Raw genomic sequence first — 18,024 nt, forward strand, 5'->3', positions numbered from 1 at the left:
GTGTCCACAGCGTGCAGTTTCTATTCATAGGTGCCCCAAAAGCACGGTGCTCGCCAGAGCCACAGATGTTTGAACCCCTCCTTCTCGCGAATCCTGACACGAACACGCTTCGCCCCCAACGCTCTCGGGCAAGCACCAGCTCCCGCAGAGATCAGCACGGCATCACGCGTATTTGTTGCTTCATTGCTTAACAAGTCGGTCACGGTCCGCACAGCACAGCACAGCACAGCACAGCACAAAACCTAAGAGGCGCGTTTATTCTAGTAGTTATATTAATCATTTTTAATCTACGAGATTAGGCGGGCCTGCGGGGAATCGGGGGTATTAGGTCCACGAGGGAGATGTATGAAATGCGGGGAGTGAACTGCGCGGGGTGATAACTACGCGATTCGGGTCATTTCATGCAGGGGTTGTACGTGCGTAGCGCGGGATGCCCCTTGGGCAGGTTCAGTCACTGGTGGCGAAGCGTGTGGGTATCTGTGTTCGGAGAAAGAGGGGTTCACACATCCGTGGCTCTGGCGAGCACCGTGCTTTTGGGGCACCCATGAATGGGAACTGCACGCTGTGGACACTTAGGGTAGCGTGGTTTGAAAGCGTTTTCTTTGCTTCGTTTCTTTGTCGCTTTGGACAAAGAAATGACGCGCCGCCACGCGCAGTGGCTAATAGTGATAAAGAGAATATTCAACGCAAGCAGACCACGAACGCCGAAAGCAGCAACCCGGCGTTGACTCCGACCGCTAACTCCGGAACCTAGCAACCCGGCATAGCCCCCCGCGACCACCAAACCAAACACGTCCACCGGCGCGAGCGAAAAACCTGGTGCCAACGAATAACCCCCGCCCTATGCGGCCTTGACATACGCCGTCGGCATAACACTCGTCAGTTCGCTTTCCCGGCTAGCACCGGCCTTGGGCATCGCGCTCAACACCTCAACAATAAACCGGCGACGGAAATCAGCAGCACCAAACCGCTCAGCATTCCTGCGGCACGCAGCAATCGTAAAGGCATGCGAGCAATCCTCGAATCGCTCCACCGCGTCACACAACGACGCCGGTGTCTGAGTCATGAAATGCAAACCCGTCGCCCCTGGCGATCCAAGCGGAACCACCGACTCCAGCGCACCGCCCTTGCCATAAGCAATCACAGGCGTACCACACGCCTGTGCTTCCACTATAGCAATGCCGAAATCCTCTTCCGCGGCATACACGAACGCCTTGGCACGTTGCATATGATCCTTCAAGACCTCAAACGACTGATACCCCAAAATACTCACATTAGGCGTCGCCTTCGAGCGCACCAGATCCATTTGCGGGCCGTCACCAATCACCACCAGCTTGCGATCGGGCATAGAAGCAAACGCCTCCACGATCATATCGATACGCTTGTAAGGCACCATCCGCGAAGCGGTCAAATAGAAGTCGTCCTTCTTGTCGCCCACCTCGAATGCCTGGACATCAACCGGCGGTGCAATGACCGCCGCTTCACGCCTATAGCTCTTCATGATCCGGCGCGCCACGAACTGCGAATTCGCAATCATACGGTCCACGCCGTTAGCCGAGCGCGCGTCCCAGTTACGCAGGTAATGCAGCAACATGCGTGCAGCCCATGACCGCGGTCCACGCTCAAGACGCGCCTCACGCAAATACTGATGTTGCAGATCCCACGCATAACGAATGGGTGAATGCACATAGCTCACATGGGTCTGGTCAGGCCCGACGAGCACACCCTTCGCCACCGCATGCGAACTCGAGAGAACGAGGTCATAGCCCGACAGGTCGAACTGTTCGATAGCGAGCGGCATCAGCGGCAAATACCCCCGATACTTTTTCTTCGCGTAGGGAAGCCCCTGAATAAAAGAGGTCTTCACTGGCTTGTTATGCACAATGGAGCGATCTTCGAGGAAGTCCACCAGACTGAAGATATCTGCCTGCGGAAAGCACGCAATCATCTGCTCCAGCACCTTCTCCGCGCCGCCCGACACCACCAGCCAGTCGTGAACAATAGCCACTTTCATGATGAAACCCGTCTGCCGCAGCCTTTGCTGCCAATGAAGCGAGTTTAGAGATAGTCACTGCGCGCTTTCGTGCGCACGCCCACACACCTTGACCATCGCATTGCGAATAATGAGCGCTGTGTCCGCTTGCCCACGATCGGTACCTTCATCAGCTCAGGGCTTGCCCATCGTTCATTCGACTTTTCGCACCGCCCTGTCATCAATGCCCACAAAATCCGCAGCCAGCTTATCAATTCCATCGACCACGCTGCTGCGTGATAAAGGCCCGGGATCGGCAGGCAACACGCGTGAATCCATTGCGCATCGCGCGGATACGGCCGCCGGGTCGTTATCGAAGACAGAGCCTCGCATCCTCTTCATCGACCAGAGCGGGCAGCTCGGCGGCGCCGAGATTTGCCTGCTGCCGCTCGCCATTCAATGCACCCGGCGCAGCGAAGTCTTGTTGCTATCGGATGGCCCCTTTCGCGAACGGCTCCAGGCTGAAGGCGTGCGGGTGTCGGTGGACACGGACGCACGTATATCGAACATCAAGAAGGACCGCATGCGGTTCGCCGCGCTTGGCGCATTGCCGGGTATCCTGCGCCAGATCCGCTCCATTGCAGCCCGCTCAAAGTCCTTCGATATCGTGTTCCTCAACACACAAAAGGCCTTGATTCTGGGCGCATTGGGCCGGGTACTCCACCGCAAGCCGACGGTCTGGCATGTGCACGACATCGTCTCGCGCGATCACTTCGGCCGCCTGCATCTGCTGCTGATCAAGTGGGCCGTGAAGATCGGCGTCGATCATCTGATCGCTAATTCGCGGGCCTCCGCCGATGCGCTCATCGAACTCACCGGGCTGCCACCAAGCGCGGTGCCCGTCGTTCATAATGGCGTGGACATGGCGCGCTTTCGCGGCGACACAATGCAAGCGGCCATGCCGATGGACCAGCGCCGTGCAGCGCGTGGGCTTCCCACGAACGCCTTTCTTGTCGGCTTGTTCGGCCGCTTCACCGCATGGAAGGGTCAGCATGTAGCGCTAGATGCGATTGCACGCGTGCCACACGCTCATCTTGTTCTTGTCGGCGATGCACTCTTCGGCGAGACCGACTATGCGCAGGGTCTAAGAGCGCAAGCGGAAGCGCTTGGGATTGAGGAGCGTGTGCACTTCGCGGGTTTTCAGCACGACGTAGCGTCATGGATGAACGTCATGGACGTGGTCGTGCATGCGTCCACGCAACCGGAACCGTTCGGCCTGGTGATCATTGAAGCGATGGCCGCAGGCAAACCCGTGATCGCCTCTAACGGAGGCGCGGTGCCGGAAATCCTGAGGGATCGCGAGAACGGGCTGATCGTCGAACCGGGCAATGCACCCAAGCTCGCGGATGCAATCAGCACGCTGCAGCGTGAACCCGAACTGGCAGTGCGTCTCGCTGCCCAGGGTCGTGCTGATGCCGGCCAGCACTTCTCGATCGAACGTTATCTGCGTCAGATGACGCGTGTACTTTTCGACATCGCAGCACCGGCGCCTAAAGCCGATAGCGATGTGAACCTGGCGAAGTATCACTAAATTAACTGCTAATGTTAATGCTAAGGCAGAGACCGAAACAGACTCAAAGGAAAATTGAACCAAACGGTTAAAGATTGAAAAATCCCGATATATGAAATGCCGGGCTTTTCTTCGATAACCTGCTTGCCTGACTGCTTCAACGCTTGCTTAGATTGCGCGGCATGGCGAGTTGGATCTCGTACAGGGCGGCAAGCATGGCGAGGTAAGCGCGTTCACTTTCTGCTTCCTGGACCGACATTCCCTTGCAAGTCTGCGCACCCATGATCATGCCAAGGCACAACGCGTAGTTGCCTGCGAATGCGGTGGGTGATGGCTCTACGTGCTTGAGCCGCGTGTAAGACGCGTCGAGCGTCTTGCGAAGATTGGTTTGCATCGCCGAACTCCCTTAATTGTTAAGACCTTTGACGTCGCGCCCACGCATCAGCGGCTATACAAGCTATTACGCTTTCCAACGCAGACAGAATGTTCGCGGTCGCGCAATTGAGTGGGCTTAGAGCGGGTTGCTCTAGGGACTGGCTTATTTTGACTGACTGCCTGTTCTTCTCGATCGGAGATATCTTACTAAGCGCTTACTTTATAGAAACGGTCTGTTCAGGACATTTGCTTGTGAAGCCGCGAACGGGCCGGATTACTTGAAGAAAAAAAGCGCGGCAGGCCTGAAAACCTCCGCGCTATTTTAGAAGTTACCGCCGACCTTAGCGCGGCGTGTAATCGATCCGTTCCACACCGCCCGGGGTTCCAAGTAAACATACATTCGCGCCGCGCGCCGCGAACAATCCTACCGTCACCACGCCCGGCCACGCATTAAGTTGTGCTTCAAGCGCGAGCGGATCGGTGATCTTCAGCGTCTTCACGTCGATGATCTCGTTACCGTTGTCGGTGATAAACGGCGAACCATCCTGCTTCACCCGCAACACCGGAACACCGCCCAAGGCCGTGATGCGCCGGCCGATTGCCGTGCGTGCCATCGGCACGACTTCAATGGGTAACGGGAACGTACCAAGCACTTCGACGCGCTTGCTTGCGTCCGCGATGCAGACAAACACGTCCGCCACCGACGCCACGATCTTCTCGCGCGTAAGCGCCCCGCCGCCGCCCTTGATCATCGCGCCGTGGGGATCGATTTCGTCGGCGCCGTCCACATACACGGGCAACGATTCGATCTCGTTCAACTCCAGCACCTTGAAACCGTGCGCTTCGAGTCGAGCGGTAGTGGCAAGCGAGCTCGATACCGCCCCGCGATAACGCGACTTCGTGCTGGCGATGGCATCGATAAAACAATTCGCCGTCGTGCCCGTGCCGACGCCGATCACCGCGCCTTCGGGTACGTTGGCGTGGACATAGGCAGCCGCTTCGGCGGCGACCAGTTGCTTCAGTTCGTCTTGGGTCATGGCGGGAGTGACAGCGTAAAAGGGGAAACCTCAATTCTAGCTGAGCGGAGCCATGCGGCGTTTTCGCGGCACTGGCAGCGGCGCCAGCTCAGACGTGCATGAAAAAACCGAGCGGATTATGCGTGCGCGCTACCGACGCAATGAACGCGAACACGACGATTGCCAACAGGCCGAACACCGCTCGCGCGCCTTTCGTGCGAGCGCGTTTTAGCGCGAGCGTACCCAGCACGATATACACGATCAACCCGGCAATCTTCGCCGTCAGCCACGCCGCGTTCGGTCCAAAGCCAATGATTCCCACCAGCCCGATAGCGCTCAACAGCAGCAACGTATCCACGATATGCGGCACGATCTTCACCGCGCGGTTTTGCAACAGTGGGGACTCACGCAGCATCCAGATATAGCGAATGACAAAACCCAGGATGCTGAGCGCCGCGCAGGTCATATGCACGGAGCGCAGCGGCAGATAAAGATCGGACATGGGCGTGAGCAGCCTTTAAGGGAAGTATTTATCGAGCAACGCGGCCGCGATTGCATCTGTTTCTGCATCGGGGTTGCCCGCGTAATCGGTGGGGCGGAAGTGCATCTGGAATGCGGCGATCACCTGGCGCGTCTTGTCGTCGAGCACGCCGTCGGTTGCGACGTCGTAGCCGTATCGCTGGAGTTTCTGCTGCAAGGCAGCCACGTCGACCAGCGACTTGGGATCGCGTCCGGCGAGATGCTGCGCCACCGTGGCGTCATCGGGCCACGCGCCAATACCGTTATCGTAGAGCGTGCGCCAGGGGAATGCGGGGCCCGGATCGGTCTTGCGTTGAGGCGCGATATCGCTATGACCCACCACGCGCGTGGGGGGAATCTTGTAGCGCGTGACTATGTCTTTCGAGAGCTTCACGAGCGCATCGACCTGCGCCGGCGGATACGGTTGCCATGTGCGTCCCCGCGGTGTATCGATAGGACCCACGTTGACGTTTTCAATGCCGATTGACGCGGCGTTCAACTCCGTCGTTCCCTGCCATTCACTTTGGCCCGCATGCCATGCACGCTCCGATTCCGGCACGAGCTGATAGACCACCGGCTCGCCGTTCTCGATGGGTGGATTATCGGGCAAGACGTAGTGCACGCTGACGTCGTCCCCAGTCAGGACTGCGAGCGATCGCGCTTCGTCGCCTCGCGTGTAATGCATGACGAGAAAGCGCACGCGTGAGTCGGCGCTGGTCGCGTGATAACGCGTGTCGGCAATGTAGGTACCGCGATTGATCTCGGTGCTGGAGCATGCTGCGAGCAGCGCGCAACACACACCGCAAATGACGGCGGAGCGAAATCGCATGACGTGTGCTTACTTCTTCAGGGACCGTTGCCGCACCGCTTCGAACAAACAAATCCCGCTCGCCACCGACACATTCAGACTCTCGACGCTACCTGCCATCGGGATCTTCATGATCTCGTCGCAGGTTTCGCCGGTGAGGCGTCGCATGCCCTCGCCTTCCGCGCCGACAACAATCGCCACCGGACCATCGAGCTTCGTCTCATACACGCTCGCGGTCGCTTCGCCCGCCGTGCCGATCACCCACACGCCCGCGTCCTTCAACTCGCGCAACGCGCGCGCCAGATTCGTCACCGTGATGTACGGCACGGTTTCAGCGGCGCCGCTCGCGACCTTCGCGGCGGTTGCGTTCAGCCCGGCCGAACGATCGCGCGGGGCGATCACCGCATGCGCGCCGGCGGCATCGGCGACACGCAAACACGCGCCGAGGTTATGCGGGTCGGTCACGCCATCGAGCACCAACAGCAAGGGCGTGCCGCTCACGCCGTCGAGCAGTTCCGCCAGGTTCTGCGCGAGCGGCATGTCGGTCGCACGCGCGACAACGCCTTGATGGCCGACGTTGCCCGACAGCCCCCACAAGCGCGCTTCGTCGGCGGCGATCAGGCGGATGCCGGCTTCCTTCGCCGTGCGCAGGAAATCGGTCATGCGCCGGTCCTTGCGGGTCGGATCGTAGAGAATTTCCTCGATCGTCGATGCGTCCGCGCGAACCCGTGCGGTCACCGCGTGAAAACCATACAAAACTTTAAGACGTGACATGACTGGACCAGACCGTATTCAAACAAAACAAAATGGAAACGCGGCCCGGTGCATGATGCATCGGGCCGCGCATTTCAAACTGAGGCGCGTCGCCTTCGCTACCGCGCGCCTCAGCGCTTCTTTCGTGGCGGGTGACTCTTGGCCGCTGCCTTCGGCACCGCGCCGCGCTTCTTCGCCACCGCCACGTCCTTGGCGATAGTAGGCGGCAGTGCTGCCGCGGCTGCTTTACCCAAAGCCTGGGCCGCCGCCTTCTTGCCGCCGCGGTCGCGCCGCCGGCTATTCACGCTACTGCCTTCGTCCGACGGGAACGGCCGCACACGCGGTCCCGCGCCCGCACCCACGCCATTCATGGCGGAGTGCTCGACGGCCGGCGCCGAGGTCCGGCCGGCCGGCTTGACGGGTGTATCGCGAACCAACCGGAAGTCGATCTTGCGTGAATCGAGATCGACACGGCTGACCTGCACGCGCACCCGGTCCGACATCCGGTACCGAATGCCCGTGCGTTCGCCGCGCAATTCGTTCTTGACCTCGTCGTACTGGAAGTAGTCGGCGCCAAGTTCGGTGATATGCACCAGCCCTTCGATAAACAGCGAATCCAGTTGCACGAAGATGCCGAACGTTGTCACGCCGTTCACCATGCCGCCGTATTCCTCGCCGAGCTTGTCGCGCATGAAATAGCACTTGAGCCAGGCTTCCACGTCGCGCGACGCTTCGTCCGCGCGGCGTTCATTCGACGAACAATGCAGTCCGAGCTCTTCCCAGATCGCGACGTTGTTGCGCTGACGGCTGCGCGATTCGTCGTCGGATTTCTGCATGGCCCGCGCAGCCTTCGTCAGGCCCGTGCTGAGCGTGACGTCGTGGCCAACCTCGGGCTGATACTTCTTGCCCTGCAAGATCGCGTAGATGGCGCGATGCGTGAGCAAGTCGGGGTATCGGCGAATCGGGCTGGTGAAGTGCGCATACGCTTCGTACGCGAGCCCGAAGTGACCAATGTTTTCCGGACTGTAGACAGCTTGCTGCATGGAGCGCAGCACCATGCTCTGCAGCATCTGCGCGTCCGGCCGGTCGCGAACCATGGCCATGAGAGCGGCGTAGTCGCTTGCATGCGGCTTCTCGCCGCCACCCAGCGACAGCCCCACGCCACGCAGGAACGCACGCAGGTTTTCGAGCTTTTCGGGCGTCGGCCCGGCGTGCACGCGATACAGCCCCGGGTGCTTGTGGCGCTTGAGGAAGTCAGCGGCGCACACGTTCGCGGCCAGCATGCATTCCTCGATCAACCGATGCGCGTCGTTGCGATGCCGCGGCACGATCTGCTCGATCTTGCCCTGGGCATTGCAGACAATGTAGGTCTCGGTTGTATCGAAATCGATCGCGCCACGCTTCTGGCGCGCTGCGTGCAGCGACTTGTAGACACCGTACAGGTTCTGCAATTGCGGCAACAGGTCGGCGCGCTTCGCGGCTTCCGGTCCCTTCGTGTTGGTCAGGACCGCCGCAACTTCCGTATACGTCAAGCGGGCCGCCGAATGCATCACGGCCGGATAGAACTGGTACGCCTTGATCTCGCCGCGCGCGGTGATCACCATGTCGCAGACGAGCACACAACGGTCCACTTGCGGATTCAGCGAACACAGCCCGTTCGATAACTTCTCGGGCAACATTGGAATCACGCGGCGCGGAAAATACACCGATGTGCTGCGGTCGAGCGCATCAACGTCCAGCGCCTCGTTCGGGCGTACGTAATGCGAGACGTCGGCAATCGCGACCAACATACGGAAGCCCGTGCCGCGGCCGACCGTCATGGGCTCGCAATACACGGCGTCGTCGAAGTCGCGGGCATCTTCGCCGTCAATAGTGACGAGCGGCACATCGCGCAAATCCACGCGATGCCGGATATCCACTGGACGCACTTCGTCCGGCAGCTTCGAGGCCTGCTCGAGCGCGCGGTCGCTGAATTCGTGGGGCACGCCGTATTTGCGCACCGCGATCTCGATCTCCATGCCCGGATCGTCAATGTCGCCGATCACTTCCGCCACGCGTCCAAGCGGCTGCGAATGGCGGCTCGGGAAGTCGGTGAGATCCACCGAAACCACCTGCCCCACTTTCGCCTTCTTCGGATTCTGCGTGATCAGGATGTCATGGCCAATGCGCTTGTCTTCGGGCACGAGGATCAACGCGCCGTTCTCGCTGATCAGCCGGCCGATAATGCGTTTATTCGCACGATCCGTGACTTCCACGATATGGCCTTCAGGCCGCCCGCGACGGTCATACCCGACAATGCGCGCGAGCACGCGGTCGTTATGCATGACCTTCTGCATTTCGCCGTTGGGCAGGAACAGGTCGTCCTGGCCGTCGTCGCGAATCAGGAAGCCGAAGCCGTCGCGATGGCCTTGAACGCGGCCGGCAACAAAGTTTGAGGGATGCGTGAGTTGGTAATAGCCGCGTTTGTCGAGACGGACCTGGCCGTCACGCTCCATGGCTCCCAATCGCTTGAAAAATCCTTCGCGCTCCTGGCGCTTGATCGACAGAGCTTCGGCGATGTCGTTCGCGGCGAGCGGAGCCTCGCTCGTGCGCAACACGCCGAGAATTTCTTCGCGGCTCGGAATCGGATACGGATATTTGTTCAAGGGCTTATCGATGATCTCTTCTCGTCTAACTGAATGTCACGGTTAATCGGTTAATTGGGGGTTCCCATCTCGGGATCCCATCCCGGCTTTACTTTCCAGCCCGCCCGGGGCTGGATCGGCGCGTTGCCGGGACGTTGCACTTAACGTTGTTCCGGTTCGTTCACGAATAGTTTGCGAACCATTCTAACACCCGCCAACCGGGCCACATCGGCTCAGAAGCCATATGGGTAATGGCTCGGAGCCTCGTTTCAGTTTCGGTCTCAAAATGCTTGACAGCGCGATATGCCCGGCTATAATTGCGTTCTTTGCTGCACACGCACCTTGCCCAGGTGGCGGAATTGGTAGACGCACATGGTTCAGGTCCATGCGCCGCGAGGCGTGGAGGTTCGAGTCCTCTCTTGGGCACCAAGATTCAAGTTCGGAGCAATCCGAAGAAGTCCGGAAAACCCCGTAAATCCTTGTGATTACGGGGTTTTTTGTTTTCTTGCGCGTTCGGCGTGGTCGAGTATCTGGAGGAGAAACCATATCCGGATTCGCCACGGCAAAGCCGGAACAGATGTTCCGCACTGCCCGCGCGGGGGCAAAGGCCGGCGTCCTTTCGGACGGCTGGGGCCTTTCCCTGAAAAGCGTCACTGACTGCGAAACAAAGACGGCTGGATCAGGAAATCGTCGCGATTCTTGTCTGCGATCCACTGCGGCGCCCGTCCCCGCCCGCTCCACGTCGCCCCGGTGGCCGGATCACGGTACTTTGCGTTCGCGACCGGTGGGACCATACGGGCATGAGCCCGGGTGCCGATCAGCTCCTGCAGGGAGATTTTATATTCCCTCATTTTCGCGACGATCTCGCGCAGCGCGCGATCTGCCTCCTGCTGATGTGCTTGCTCCAATTCCTGTTGAAGCGCTTCGCGCTGCGCCAGTAGTTCCTTCAAACCAGGCATTACCGTTTCCATAATTTTCGAAATAATTGCAGCGAGTTTGACACAGCAAAGGGCCTCACGACCGCCGAATATTAACCGCTGATGCAGGGACTTGATAACGGCGGTCAAGAACCGCGCGTCGCGAGCGGACCAAGCGGTCGTGCCCTCTGTTACGCCTGTTAAGCCTCGGCGAACATCATGTCGCACCGTGCGTGTTTCCTCGGTGAAGCTTGAGCCGCGGAGCGGTCCGTACATCGACGCAATTCCTTAATATCACAAGCTCGGTCGTCACCCGACCCACGCATGATCAGACCGCGCTAAACAACGTTCTTTTCAACGATCGGACGACCCTCGAGCACCCGCTCCCAGCTCAGCGACGACAGGTCGAGTGAGGTGTACTTCCCAGAGAGAATCAACTCGCTCACGCCACGTCCGGTGGCCGGACCCTGCTGGAGCCCATGACCGCTGAAGCCATTTGCGAACACACAATTCTCGGCGTCCGGGTGGTAACCGATAATTGCGTTCTGGTCGAGCACGTTGTACTCGTAGTAGCCGGACCAGCAGTTTTCAACGCGCAGCGCTTCGAATTCCGGAACACGATGAGCAAGCGTCGGCCAGATGACTTCGTCGAAGATGGCGTGGTCGACTTCGTCCAGCGGCAGGTCATCTGGATCATTGTCGGGACTCGGCGACGTACCGCAGATGTACGTCTTCCCCTCGGGACGAAAATAGACCCCGGCCGGGTCGATCAGCAAGGGGCAGTGTTGCAGCCGAGCAGGAGACGACACATTGAAGATGCTCCGGCGTCGCGCAAAAACCGGGATATCGATACCCATCATTTCCGATATCTTGCGCGCCCAGGCACCCGCCGCATTAACCACCGTGTCGCATGCATAGCTCTCTCCATTGCTCGCCACGGCGTGCGTGACACGCCGACCGTCCCGAACCAGTCCGGTCACATCCGCCGCAATGTAGCGCGCGCCCAGCGACTGCGCCTTCTTGCGAAGCGCCTGCACGAGACCGTAGCCATCGAACCACCCTTCTCCGCTCTCGCCAAACCCGCCGGATACGAGGTCCTCGACATTCAACCAGGGGAATTTGGCGCGCAGCGCGTCCCGGCCCATGAGCGTGATGTCCGCTCCAAGCGTCCTTTGCAGCGCATGGTTTTCGCGAAGCGTTGCATCGCCCGCCTGAGTGGCGAGGAAAAGATAGCCGCCTTCGTGAAGATCAATAGCCGGCTTGAAACCTTCTACTTCGAGAATGTCTCCAATACCGCGAAGAAATTCGATGCCGTACAACGACATTTGAATGGAAAGCGGCGTGGAGAATTGCTGCCGGATCGACGCGGCCGAAAGTGCCGACGATGACTTCGCATAGCTCGGGTCACGCTCAATCACGGTCACGTCAACCGTCGGGTCTGAAGCACGCAGAAAATAAGCGATGGAACTACCAATGACCCCGCCGCCAACTATAACGACCTTGGAACTCACGACTCACTCCAAATTGTTGTAACCCGACGCCTCGCGTCCGCGAGCACGTTTCCTTTGCACTTTTCCTCTGCACACTCGCTTTCAACCGAGAGCTGTCTCATCGAGAAAATACGAACGAGCCCTTCACATCAGGATCCAACGCGACTCGCATGGCCGATCTGATCATTCTCTTCGCCTCAATGCGCGAAAGTAGAATCAACTATTCGTGACCGCAGCCACTTCACCATTCATGGCGAAACTGCATCAACTTGTTCAGTACCTGATCAAGCAACGCGCGCTCCGATGCGCTCAACCCGCTCAGCATGGTCGATTGCCGCTCGATAGCGACGGGCACCACACGTTCATAGAGTTTTCGCCCACTTTCGTTCAGGATGAGCGAACTCTCACGTCGATCAAGCGTGTTGATCTTGCGGCGAATCATCTTCCTTTCGCTCAGTCGCGTCACCGCACGGCTGATGCTGTTTTTCGGACGACCTGTCACTTCGCAAATTGTCTTGGCAGCCATCGAGCCGTAGGAACTCAGGCAGCTGAGCACGTTGAACTCGTCACGGCCAACATCGAAGTCACGGGTCATCACTGAAAAGCACGGCTCGGTGTAGTAGTTCGACCAGAGCGTGAAGCGCCAAGCCTCGCTGATCGGTCCGTTCGTGACGACCGCAGCAAACACTTCTTGTGCATTGACGGCGCTATCGGACGCTTTCAATTCTGTTGCCTGCATATCCTCAACCGTACTAGCCATATCTGTTTATCGTCACGATCCATGGTTACGTCCATCCAATATTGAAGGTCCGCAGCTTGCCTGAATTCGTTGAATGCCCAAAGCACGCAAGGGAGCCAGCACCCTTTTTAACTTGCTGCCCGATCACTGGAAATTTCAGATTAGTCCCATGTGGAACCATATGTCAAGATATCAAAAACGCCTATTTTGCGTGGACCGAATAGTTGCGTTTTGAAGCGTTCGCATAAACAATGCAACGCGCTCGCAGGCTTAAAGGCAGCAATACGATAACCACAATCATTAGTTATCCAAATCGCTGTAAATGCCAATGCGGGTTTTGATAAAACCGTCGCCCTTCCTACAGGTCCTTGAGCAGACGAAGCGCGTCGTAGATTGCCGCATGCGTGTTGCGCGCCGACACCGCATCGCCTATACGGAAAAGCTGGAACGCGCCTTCCGGGTTGGATTTGCGTGACTGCTTCGCCCCACCTATCAGATCGTCGTAGTCGAGCGCACCGAGATTGCTCGACAGGGGCTTCAGTTCAAAATACAGATCATCCATCGGAATGGTTCCGTGATTTACCACGACCTGGTCATGACGTTGCTCGTTGCGGATGCCGCCGTAGTCACTGCCTACGACCGCGACAAGCGCGTCATGGTCGCGATGCACCGAAGCGAGCCGATACGTCACAGTGAACTTCACGTCCAGCTTCTGAAGCGATCGCATATAGGGCACGAGATTCATGCTCATTACTTCGGGCGAGAACGAGCGGTCCGGGGTCATGATCTCAACCTTCCCTCCGGCTTGCGCGATCACTTCGGCGGCCTGCAGCGCCGCGTGGTCACCCGCGTCGTCGAAGATCAGGACGTTCAAGCCAGGCTTGACGTCGCCGGAGATGATGTCCCAAGTCGATACAACCAGTTCGTTTCCTTCGCGCAGGACTTCGGTGTGAGGCATTCCCCCGGTTGCCACGATCACCACGTCCGGGTTTTCGGCTTGCACTGTCTCTGACTCGGCCCACGTGTTGAACTTGAACGTCACGCCGAGCCGCTCACATCGGGACATCCGCCAGTCGACTATGCCGATCATCTCCTTGCGCCGCACGTTCTGCGCGGTCAGGCGAATCTGGCCGCCAGGATTGTTCGTGGCCTCGAGCACAACGACCTCATGTCCTCGCTCACCAGCCACGCGGGCTGCCTCCAGTCCCGCCGGTCCTGCCCCGACGATCACCACTTTGCGCCTGGTTGGCGCACGCGCAATGTCGTGCGGCATGGTGGTTTCGCGGCCCGTGGCTGCATTGTGAATACAGTACGCCGCGCCACCTTGATAGATACGGTCGAGGCAATAGTTCGCGCCAACGCACGGTCGAATATCGTCTTCCCGGCGCTCGATGATCTTGCGAACAATATGCGGATCAGTCATGTGCGCGCGCGTCATGCCGACCATGTCGATCTTGCCTGACTCGATCGCATGCCGCGCTGTCGACACATCCTGGATTCGCGCCGCGTGAAAGGTGGGGAACTCGGTCGCCTTGCGAATTTCCCCGGCGAAGTCCAGATGAGGTGCGCTTTTCATGCCCTGAATAGGGATGATGTCGGTCAATCCGGCATCTGTTTCCAGATGCCCACGGATCACGTTGAGGAAATCGACGAGACCACTTTCTTTCAGCTTCATCGATATAGACAGCCCGTCCGCTTTCGTGAGGCCGCCTTCAATAATCTCATCAGCGGTGTATCGGATACCCAGCAGGAAGTCTGGACCAACGCGTTTGCGCATAGCCGTCAGGACGTCGAAGGTGAACTTCATCCGGTTGTCCAGCGAGCCGCCGTATGGCGCATCGAGTGTATTCGTGAGTGGCGACCAGAACTGGTCCATCAAATGTCCGTAGGCTTCCAGCTCGAGCCCGTCAAGACCGGCTGCCTTCATTCGCTCTGCGGCGTCCGCGTAGTCCTTGATGATGCGCTCGATATCCCAATCCTCGAGCTTCTTCGGAAAGGCGCGGTGCGCAGGCTCCCGATTGTGCGAGGGAGACACCGCCGGAAGCCAGTCGCCCTTGTCCCAGCGCGTACGCCGTCCGAGGTGCGTCAACTGGATCATGACCGCTGCGCCGTGATCGTGACATTCATCGGCGAGGTCCTTCATCCAGTGCACGACCTCGTCCTTGTAAGCGAGGACGTTGTTGAACACCGGCGGACTGTCCTTCGATACCGCCGCCGACCCCGCCGTCATCGTGAGCGCGATGCCCGCCTTCGCGCGTTCGACGTGATACGCGCGGTACTGCTCCTTGGGCATGCCGTCCTCCGCATACGCCGGCTCGTGCGACGTGGTCATGATGCGGTTGCGGAACGTCAGATGTTTGATGGTGTAAGGCTGAAGCAGCGGATCGCTTGACGACATGGCGTGGCCTTTGACGATGTTGTTTCGGGGACGCAATGAAGATTATTCACTCTGTACACATGTGTCAAGTATCTCGACTACAATGAACATTATGACTTTACGTTGATCATCGGCACGATCTTGCTGGCGGGAACCACGAATATAAAGAGCGAGATTGGGGGCGAAAGCGCTTTGACCGATACCGGACGACGCGCCAGAATATCGTCGCTTCCGTGATGGACTCTCGCTCTGCGGACCGGCGATCACGGCTGCTTTAAGGAATTTTTACCTATGGATCAACCGACTGCGGATTCGGGACGAGGGTCGTCCGAAGCGTGGCTCGAGGTCGCTTACGAAAGCCTGCGCGACGCCGGCGTCGATTCCGTGCGCATCCTCCCGTTGGCCAAGAAGCTGAATCTGTCGAGAACCAGCTTCTACTGGTTTTTCAAGGACCGCGAGGAGCTGTTGGCCGCGTTGCTGGAACGCTGGCGGGCCAAAAACACGGGCAACTGGGTCAAGCAGACCGAGGCATACGCCGAAACAATCTGCGAGGCAGTTCTGAACGTATTTGATTGCTGGCTCGATGACCGGATCTTCGACTCGCGGTTTGAAGCGGCTATCCGGAGTTGGGCGCTGCAATCGCCTGAAATTGCCGCCGAGATTCAGGTTGCGGACCAACTTCGCATTGCTGCGCTCACTCAATTGTTCGAGCGCTACCAATACGAACCGATCTCCGCCGATGTGCGCGCGAGGGCAATCTACCTGACGCAGATGGGCTACATTTCGATGAAAAGCGAAGAGGAGTTGTCTGTACGCATGATGCGTATCGCTGAGTACGTCGAGGTCTTTACGGGGCAGCGCCCCGAGGACCGCGAACTCGATCGGTTTTTTATGCGGCATCACTATCACGCGACTTGATCGTCGCTGTTTTTCCTCTCCTTTTGATCCATTTCTTACGCGGCCATTGACAGCGTCGAATCGTTCGATAAAATAGCGTTCTTAGCAGTATCGGTTGGCCCAGGTGGCGGAATTGGTAGACGCACATGGTTCAGGTCCATGCGCCGCAAGGTGTGGAGGTTCGAGTCCTCTCTTGGGCACCAACAAGTAGTCAGCAAGACAGTCGGCGTAGTAAAAGAAAGCCCCGTAAAGCCTTGAGCCTGCGGGGTTTTTTGTTTTTGACGTCCGATGCGTTTCATGACAATCCGGCTGCGAACAAGTACACGGAAAGTCATCGAAAATGCGACGCGCAACGTTGGGACAAACCCGGGGCAGCGCAAACAAATCTTCAGCCAGGCCGTTGCGCACGAGCCTTGCGAAAACAATTCTGCATTGGAACTTTGTGCAATTGCAGGAGCGGGGCCGGCGGTCAAGCACTGCCCTCATCTGCTTTACCCTGAATTGCCTGATTTTCCGAAATCCCTGGACCGCTCTCATCGCCGTCCTACTGCTCGGTGGCAGCATGGATACGGCATGCACCCGGTCGCTAACGTCTCTATCGATATTGCCAGTCAGCGCACGGCTTCTGATACGCCAGCACCTTCGGCCGTTACCAACCTTGGGGTTTCCTAACGAAATTTCTCCGTGCACACATTCCCGGGGAATTCAATTCATCAACGCCTGCATCGCTCACCTTTACGGAATATGGGCGTCCAATTTTCAAGCCGACCTCAATTTGACGAGGCCGTGAACGATCGAATCTGAGCGATAACCACGATCGCACGGAATACCGCGTTTCGGAGCATTCGACTTTGGCACTTAACCAACAGATCGTCGGGCACCCTATATTAGAATGGGCAAGGCTCCATCTTAGCGGCCGCTTCAAGCTACGATTTAAGGTGCAATACCCTCGCATTTCTCCCGATCAAGCTGCATCGGAATGCCGCATCATGGCGACGTACATTAAAAATCCCGAGGAAGAACCGAATGTCAGCAAATAGTGCGCGACTTCTTTTAGTAGATGACGATCCGTTGACGATTCGAATCATGAGTCAAATGCTTGACGCGTACCCTGATCAACGGTTCGCCACCTCGGGCGAAGCTGCCATTGCGCTTGCAAAAGATTCGCCCCCTGATCTTATTCTTCTTGATGCCGATATGCCCGGCATGACCGGATTCGACGCATGCGAAGTCCTTAAGGGCGACCCAAATCTGGCACACGTCCCGATCATTTTCGTGACGAGCCATGACGCGCCAGCATTGGAAGTCGATGCGCTGAGACTGGGAGCGGCGGATTACGTTACGAAACCGCTCATCGCAGCGCAACTCAAGGCTCGCGTGCGCGCTCAACTTCGCGTGAGACAGATCGTGAAAGATATTGATCGGGACTGTCGAGAGGGGAAGTTACGAACATGGCCGGCGACTCCGGCAAAGCCTAACCTGCTAATTATCGAAGATGATCTTTCCACCATCCAGCTGATGCGGCGAACGCTGGAGAATACAGGTACCTTACATTTTGCGTCCTCCCGCGAAGAAGCATTGCGGCTGGCGAATAGCTACGCGCCAACCGTCATTCTTCTCAACACGCATACCTCGCAGAACGACGCGTTTGAAATTTGCGCGGCGCTTAAAGCCGAGCCGGCGCTCGAACATGTGCCTGTGGTTTATATCTCACCTGCGGCCGACATCGCCGCTGAACAGCGCGCGCTCGACCTCGGAGCAGCCGATGTCATCGCCAAACCGTTCAAGGCGGCAATCCTGCAAGCCCGTATTCAAAGCATCATTGACACGGTGCGGCGTATCGAAGCGGAAGTTCACGCCATTATTCAATATTGGCAGACGGTGGACGCTCGTTCGCCGCAAGCAATGGCACGCGAACGCAAACATCCCTTATAAGCTTGCATTGGAATCGCGTCATTTAAGCGCGT

Annotated in this window: 15 protein-coding genes and 2 tRNA genes; 6 read left to right on the forward strand and 11 right to left on the reverse strand. The window is 58.2% G+C overall.

What is annotated here, in order from left to right; translation table 11 throughout:
- Positions 1-841: 841 nt before the first annotated feature.
- Entirely contained in the window at positions 842-2,014 is a 1,173-nt protein-coding gene (locus SBC1_RS09905; protein WP_165091612.1) for a glycosyltransferase family 4 protein, read from the reverse strand.
- A 202-nt stretch (positions 2,015-2,216) separates the two neighbouring features.
- Between SBC1_RS09905 and SBC1_RS09910 the strand changes: the two genes are divergently transcribed.
- Positions 2,217-3,563, forward strand: coding sequence for a glycosyltransferase family 4 protein (locus tag SBC1_RS09910; protein ID WP_165091615.1), 1,347 nt, complete (start codon positions 2,217-2,219; stop codon positions 3,561-3,563).
- A gap of 136 nt (positions 3,564-3,699) precedes the next feature.
- Here the strand turns inward: SBC1_RS09910 and SBC1_RS09915 are convergent, their stop codons facing one another.
- The 6 genes from SBC1_RS09915 to rnr form a co-directional block, all read right to left on the reverse strand.
- Positions 3,700-3,936 carry a hypothetical protein gene (locus SBC1_RS09915; protein ID WP_165091617.1) on the reverse strand — a complete coding sequence of 79 codons (237 nt, stop codon included), beginning with the start codon at positions 3,934-3,936 and terminating at the stop codon, positions 3,700-3,702.
- 322 nt (positions 3,937-4,258) lie between these two features.
- The gene (gene rpiA / locus SBC1_RS09920; protein ID WP_165091620.1) at positions 4,259-4,954 is read right to left on the reverse strand and encodes a ribose-5-phosphate isomerase RpiA; all 696 of its coding nucleotides are present in this window, start codon (positions 4,952-4,954) and stop codon (positions 4,259-4,261) included.
- An 88-nt stretch (positions 4,955-5,042) separates the two neighbouring features.
- Positions 5,043-5,435: a SirB2 family protein gene (locus SBC1_RS09925; protein ID WP_165091624.1), complete on the reverse strand. Its 393-nt coding sequence runs from the start codon at positions 5,433-5,435 to the stop codon at positions 5,043-5,045.
- Between the two features lie 15 nt (positions 5,436-5,450).
- Positions 5,451-6,281 carry an N-acetylmuramoyl-L-alanine amidase gene (locus SBC1_RS09930; RefSeq protein WP_165987586.1) on the reverse strand — a complete coding sequence of 277 codons (831 nt, stop codon included), beginning with the start codon at positions 6,279-6,281 and terminating at the stop codon, positions 5,451-5,453.
- 9 nt (positions 6,282-6,290) lie between these two features.
- Positions 6,291-7,034 (reverse strand): 23S rRNA (guanosine(2251)-2'-O)-methyltransferase RlmB, encoded by a 744-nt coding sequence (gene rlmB, locus SBC1_RS09935; RefSeq protein WP_165091630.1) that lies wholly within the window; start codon positions 7,032-7,034, stop codon positions 6,291-6,293.
- 110 nt (positions 7,035-7,144) lie between these two features.
- A complete protein-coding gene (gene rnr / locus SBC1_RS09940) occupies positions 7,145-9,658 on the reverse strand; it encodes a ribonuclease R (protein WP_165091639.1) in 2,514 nt (837 codons plus the stop codon).
- A gap of 323 nt (positions 9,659-9,981) precedes the next feature.
- Here rnr and SBC1_RS09945 point away from each other — a divergent pair.
- Positions 9,982-10,066, forward strand: a tRNA-Leu gene (locus SBC1_RS09945).
- Between the two features lie 221 nt (positions 10,067-10,287).
- Here SBC1_RS09945 and SBC1_RS09950 read toward each other — a convergent pair.
- The 4 genes from SBC1_RS09950 to SBC1_RS09965 all read right to left on the reverse strand — a co-directional run bounded on the left by SBC1_RS09950 (position 10,288) and on the right by SBC1_RS09965 (position 15,181).
- Positions 10,288-10,704, reverse strand: coding sequence for an H-NS family nucleoid-associated regulatory protein (locus SBC1_RS09950; RefSeq protein ID WP_371826724.1), 417 nt, complete (start codon positions 10,702-10,704; stop codon positions 10,288-10,290).
- A gap of 188 nt (positions 10,705-10,892) precedes the next feature.
- Positions 10,893-12,065 carry an FAD-binding oxidoreductase gene (locus tag SBC1_RS09955; protein WP_165091641.1) on the reverse strand — a complete coding sequence of 391 codons (1,173 nt, stop codon included), beginning with the start codon at positions 12,063-12,065 and terminating at the stop codon, positions 10,893-10,895.
- A gap of 220 nt (positions 12,066-12,285) precedes the next feature.
- Positions 12,286-12,804, reverse strand: coding sequence for a MarR family winged helix-turn-helix transcriptional regulator (locus SBC1_RS09960; RefSeq protein WP_165091644.1), 519 nt, complete (start codon positions 12,802-12,804; stop codon positions 12,286-12,288).
- Positions 12,805-13,141: 337 nt separating this feature from the next.
- A complete protein-coding gene (locus SBC1_RS09965; RefSeq protein ID WP_165987588.1) occupies positions 13,142-15,181 on the reverse strand; it encodes an NADH:flavin oxidoreductase in 2,040 nt (679 codons plus the stop codon).
- Between the two features lie 270 nt (positions 15,182-15,451).
- On the opposite strand from SBC1_RS09965, the gene SBC1_RS09970 reads away from it, so the two are divergent.
- The 4 genes from SBC1_RS09970 (at position 15,452) to SBC1_RS09985 (ending at position 17,992) form a co-directional block, all read left to right on the forward strand.
- A complete protein-coding gene (locus tag SBC1_RS09970; protein WP_165091650.1) occupies positions 15,452-16,078 on the forward strand; it encodes a TetR/AcrR family transcriptional regulator in 627 nt (208 codons plus the stop codon).
- Positions 16,079-16,175: 97 nt separating this feature from the next.
- A tRNA-Leu gene (locus tag SBC1_RS09975) sits at positions 16,176-16,260 on the forward strand.
- 94 nt (positions 16,261-16,354) lie between these two features.
- Complete coding sequence (locus tag SBC1_RS09980) at positions 16,355-16,729, forward strand: hypothetical protein (protein ID WP_165091652.1); 375 nt, start codon at positions 16,355-16,357, stop codon at positions 16,727-16,729.
- Between the two features lie 354 nt (positions 16,730-17,083).
- On the forward strand, positions 17,084-17,992 hold the full coding sequence (locus SBC1_RS09985; protein ID WP_165091654.1) for a response regulator: 909 nt from the start codon (positions 17,084-17,086) through the stop codon (positions 17,990-17,992).
- Positions 17,993-18,024: the final 32 nt, after the last annotated feature.

The sequence above is a fragment of the Caballeronia sp. SBC1 genome (genome assembly GCF_011493005.1).
Classification (GTDB): domain Bacteria; phylum Pseudomonadota; class Gammaproteobacteria; order Burkholderiales; family Burkholderiaceae; genus Caballeronia.